Source organism: Pseudorhodoplanes sp. (genome assembly GCF_046289595.1).
GTDB lineage: Bacteria > Pseudomonadota > Alphaproteobacteria > Rhizobiales > Xanthobacteraceae > Pseudorhodoplanes.
On sequence record NZ_JBKBVB010000191.1, the window covers coordinates 1 to 4784 of the forward strand.

The following is a 4784-nucleotide window of genomic DNA, read 5'->3' on the forward strand; positions in this document are numbered from 1 at the left end:
GACTCCGGCCGCGACCGCCGCAGCAGAGCCAGACGACGAGCCGCCCGGCGTCCGATCCGTCCGATGCGGATTGCGGGTCTTGCCGGGGCTGAAATAGGCGAATTCCGTGGTCACGGTCTTGCCGAACAGCACGGCCCCGGCGGATCTCAGGCGTGTGACCAGGGCCGCATCGTGCCAGGGCAGCCTACCCTTCAGCGCCGGAGAACCGCATTCGGTCGGCTCGTCTCTGGTGTCGATGATGTCCTTGATCGCAACCGGCACACCGTGCAGCGGGCCGAGCGCCATCCCGTTGCGGCGCTCCTCGTCACGCATGCGCGCTTGCGCCAGGACATGCTCGCGGTCGAGATGCGCGAAGGCGTGGATTTCGCTCTCGCAGGCATCGTAGCGCGCAAGGCAGGCGCTCACGAACTCCTCAGAGGTGAGCTGGCCGCCGGCGATCAGGGCTGCCGCTTCAAGGGCGGCCGGCATGCCGCCCTGCCCGGCCGACGATGCGTTTCGCGCCTTAGCCATAGAGGTAGTTCGGCAGCCACAATGCGATCCCCGGGAAGATGTACAGCATCAGCATCGCGATCAGCACGATCGCGACGAACGGCATTACCCCGGCAAAGATCTGGTTGATGCTGACATGCGCGGGCGCGATCCCCTTCAGATAGAAGCAGGACATTGCGACCGGCGGTGTCAGGAACGAGGTCTGGATATTCAGCGCCACCAGGATGCCGAAGAACAGCGGATCGACGCCGAAATTCTTCAGGAGCGGCAGGAAGATCGGCACGAAAATCACAATGATCTCGGTCCATTCCAGCGGCCAGCCGAGCAGGAAGATGATGGTCTGTGCAAGGATCAGGAACATCACCGGCGACAGATCCAGCCCCAGCACGAAATGCTCGATCGGCTCATGCCCGCCGAGAATCGAAAAGACCGACGTGAAAACGAAAGCGCCGATAAACAGCCAGCAGATCATCGCCGTGGTGGAGGCGGTCAGATAGACCGACTCGCGTAGCTTCTGCATGTTGAGCGAGCGGTATCCGGCCGCCAGGATCAGCGCGCCGAGGGCGCCCAGCGCTGCAGCTTCCGGCGGGGTTGCAAGGCCGAGCAGAATGGCCCCGAGCACACAGAAGATCAGCGTCGCCAGCGGAAGGAACGACGTAATCAGCGACCAGATCACCGGTCCGGCCGAGGTGGCGCGCTGCTCCTTCGGCAGCGGCGGCGCGAGCTGCGGCGACATCATCGCGCGGAGAATGACATAGAGCATATAGAGGCCGGCGAGCATGAAGCCCGGAAACAGCGCCCCGGCATAGAGCCGCACCACCGAGACGCCTGCAGTCGCGCCGTAGATGATCAGCATGATGCTCGGCGGGATCAGGATGCCGAGGCAGCCGCCGGCGCAGATCACGCCGGCAGAGAGGCGCACGTCGTAACCCGCGCGCAGCATCGCCGGGAAAGCCAGCAGGCCCATCAGCGTCACCACCGCGCCGACAATGCCGGTCGCGGTCGCAAACATCGCGCAGGTGGCGAGCGCCGCGAGCGCCAGCGCGCCGGGCAGCGCGCCTGCGGCAAGTTGCAGCGAATGGAACAGGCGGTCGAGAATATTCGCGCGTTCGACGATGTAGCCCATGAACACGAAGAGCGGCACCGAGATCAGCACGTCGTTCGCCATCACCGAAAAGGTGCGCTGCACGACGAGCTGGAACACGGTGTCGCCCATGGCGTAATAGCCAAAGCCCACACCCAGCGCCATCAGCGTGAAGGCGACCGGGAAGCCGAGCAGCACCAGCAGCACGAATATCCCGAGCATGACGATGCCCATCTCGGGATTGGTCAGACCGAAGATCATACGGCGCTCTTATCCGCGAGCTTTTGCTGGGTCGCCTGTTCGAGTGCGAGCTTCTCAAGCTCTTCGACATCGTGCAGGCGTTGCGGCCATTGCCCGGTGCGGATGCAGATGATGCAGCGCATGACTTCGGCCACGCCCTGAATGAACATCAGCACACCCGCCACCGGAATCAGCATCTTGAGCGGATAGACCGGGGGACCGCGGGGACTGAACGGCGAATGCTCGTTCAGCATCCAGGACAGGCGCGCAAAGCCGTAACCGGAATAGATCAGCGCGATGATGCCGGGGAAGAAAAACAGAAAGAACAGGATCAGATCGGTCGAGGCCTGCACGCGCGGCGGCCAGAACCGGTAGATGAAATCGCCGCGGACATGCGCATTGCGGGCAAGACAATACGCGCCCGCCATCATGAACAGCGCGCCGTACAGCATATAGCTGACGTCGAACGCCCATTCGGTCGGCGCCCGCAGCAGGTATCGCGCGAGCACCTCATAGCTGATGGCGAATGTGAGGATCAGAATGCACCAGCCGAAGGTCTTGCCGGCCCATGCGCTGATGCTGTCGATGAAGAGAATGGCGCGGTTCACGGATCACCCCTGGATCGCGGCCCCGCAGGCGCGGGCGCAATCCGAGACCAGACTGACACGAAAGGCCCGCGCAGGCGGCAAGCCTGCGCGGGTTATCGCACGTTACCCTCAGCCGAAGAAGTGCTTGTAGGCCGGCTTGGTATCGACGTTGTTTTCCTGCATGTACATTGCCGTGCGCTTCACCCAGTCCTTCTGGGAGTCGATGACCTTCTTGAAGAAGGGCTCCTTCGACTGCTCGGCAAGCACCTTGTCCCAGGCCTGCAGCTGCGCCTCGAGCACCGAGTCCGGGGTCTTGGCAACGTTCACGCCGCGCTTCTTGATCTCGATCAGATCCTTCGAATAGCGGTCGTGCGCGGCCCAGGCGAACTGGTCCGCGGTGGCCGCAAATGCGGCATTGCGGATGATCGCCTTCACCTCGGCCGGCAGCGCGTCATACTTGCCCTTGTTGAAGATGATCTCAAACGACTCTGCCTGCTGATGGTGGCTCTGCAGCATGAAGTTCTTGGCCACGTCGGTGAAGCCGAGCAGGATGTCGGAGGACGGGTTGTTGAACTCGGCTGCATCGAGCAGGCCGCGATCCAGCGCCGGGACGATTTCACCGCCGGGCAGGATGGTGACCGCAGCGCCCATCTCCTTGAACAAGTCGGCGGAGAGACCGACGGTGCGGTACTTGATGTTCTTCAGATCGTTCGGACCGGTGACCGGCTTTTTGAACCAGCCGAGCGGCTGGGTCGGCATCGGATAATACAGGAAGCCGACGACGTTAAGCTTCAGGATGTTGCCGACCAGCTCGTTATAGAGCGCTTCGCCACCGCCATAGTAATACCAGGCAAGGAAGCTGTGCGCGTCCCAGCCGAATGACGGCGGGGTGCCGAACAGCGAGAAAGCCTTGTGCTTGCCGTACCAGTAAGCGCAGACGCCGTGACCGGCATCGAGCACCCCGGTATTGACCGCGTCCTGCAGCTGGAAGGCCGGCACCACGGAGCCTGCCGCCAGCACGTCCATCTTCAGCCGGCCGCCGGTCATCTGGTTGACCTTGTTGGCATAGTCCACGGCCATCTCGTGGAAGATGTCCTTGGTGGGCCAGGTCGACTGGTATTTCAGCGTGGTCGTCTGCGCCCGCGACACCTGGGGCATCGCAACGGTTGCAGCACCGGCGGCGCCGGCCGCGAGCAGAAACTTGCGGCGCGACGTCTTTTCTACTTTCTTGGTCATGAAGGTCCTCCCTAGCGACCGTTTCTTTGCCAGTAGCCCCGGCTTTTCGTAACTAACCGCCGTCACTTATGTGATATTCCAGCGGATCTGGCCATAGTTTGGACGGGTTGCGGGCTTTGCACAAGTCTACCAATGTCGTGTGCGTAAATTCAGCGGATGCCCGATACAGCCTCCCCATGGCCCTGCGGAAATGCCTATGAAAACGGCTGACCCGGCAGCAGACCCCCGCGCCACGCGCGTCGCAGCGCGACGATTTGCGGCAAGTCGGGGGGGTACGGCGTGAAGGAACTGCCCCGGCTGTTCGGCGAGGTGTTTCGGCTGTCCTTGCCCTATTTCCGTTCGGAGGACCGGCGGGCGGGGCTTCTGCTGCTTTCCGCGGTGATTGGCATCGAACTGGCGATTGTTGCGATCACCGTTCTCATCAATCAATGGAATGCGAGATTCTTCAATGCGTTGCAGGACCGGAACTGGGACGCCTTCGTCACCGAATTGAGCGTCTTCTGCCTGCTGGCCGGCATCTTCGTCGTGCTCGCGGTGTACCAGCTATACCTCAACCAGTGGCTCCAGATTCGCTGGCGGACCTGGATGACGCGGGTCTACGTGGACCGTTGGCTGGCTGCCTCTGCCCATTACCGGATGCAGCTGTTCGGGGACGCGGCCGACAATCCCGACCAGCGTATCGCGGACGATATCAACCAGTTCATCGAAAAGTCGCTGACCATCATTGTGCGCCTGCTCGGGGCGATCGTTACGCTCCTGTCATTCTTCGCCATCCTGTGGGGGCTGTCGCAAACGGCACCGCTGACGCTGTTCGGCACGCCGCTCGCCATCCCGGGCTATCTGGTCTGGGCGGCACTGATCTATTCGGTTGCCGGCACCCTCATCACCCACTGGATCGGCTGGCCGCTGGCCGCGCTGAATTTCCGGCAGCAGCGCTTCGAAGCCGATTTCCGCTTCAGCCTGATCAGGGTCCGCGAGAACGCCGAACAGATTGCGCTGTTGCGCGGCGAAGAAGCGGAAAAGGCGAGGCTCGGCGAGCGCTTCAGCCGCGTCGTCCAGAACTTCATGGCGCTGATGTCGCGGCAGAAGAAGGTGATCTTCGCCCAGCAGGGCCATGCCCAGATCGCCATCATCCTTCCCTATGTCGT

The 4784-nt window shown here is 62.5% G+C and carries 5 protein-coding genes; 1 reads left to right on the top strand and 4 read right to left on the bottom strand.

What is annotated here, in order from left to right; all coding sequences use genetic code 11:
* The 4 genes from ACK41X_RS22540 to ACK41X_RS22555 all read right to left on the bottom strand — a co-directional run.
* On the bottom strand, positions 1-468 hold a 468-nt coding region (locus ACK41X_RS22540; RefSeq protein ID WP_409728278.1), incomplete at its 3' end, for an amidase family protein.
* Between the two features lie 34 nt (positions 469-502).
* Entirely contained in the window at positions 503-1834 is a 1332-nt protein-coding gene (locus ACK41X_RS22545; RefSeq protein ID WP_409728281.1) for a TRAP transporter large permease subunit, read from the bottom strand.
* Complete coding sequence (locus tag ACK41X_RS22550) at positions 1831-2421, bottom strand: TRAP transporter small permease subunit (protein WP_409728284.1); 591 nt, start codon at positions 2419-2421, stop codon at positions 1831-1833. The genes ACK41X_RS22545 and ACK41X_RS22550 overlap by 4 nt, the downstream gene beginning before the upstream one ends.
* Before the next feature lie 108 nt (positions 2422-2529).
* A complete protein-coding gene (locus ACK41X_RS22555) occupies positions 2530-3636 on the bottom strand; it encodes a TRAP transporter substrate-binding protein (protein ID WP_409728287.1) in 1107 nt (368 codons plus the stop codon).
* Positions 3637-3915: 279 nt separating this feature from the next.
* Between ACK41X_RS22555 and ACK41X_RS22560 the strand changes: the two genes are divergently transcribed.
* Positions 3916-4784, top strand: an 869-nt coding sequence (locus ACK41X_RS22560) for an ABC transporter ATP-binding protein/permease (protein ID WP_409728289.1), incomplete at its 3' end; no start/stop codon positions are given.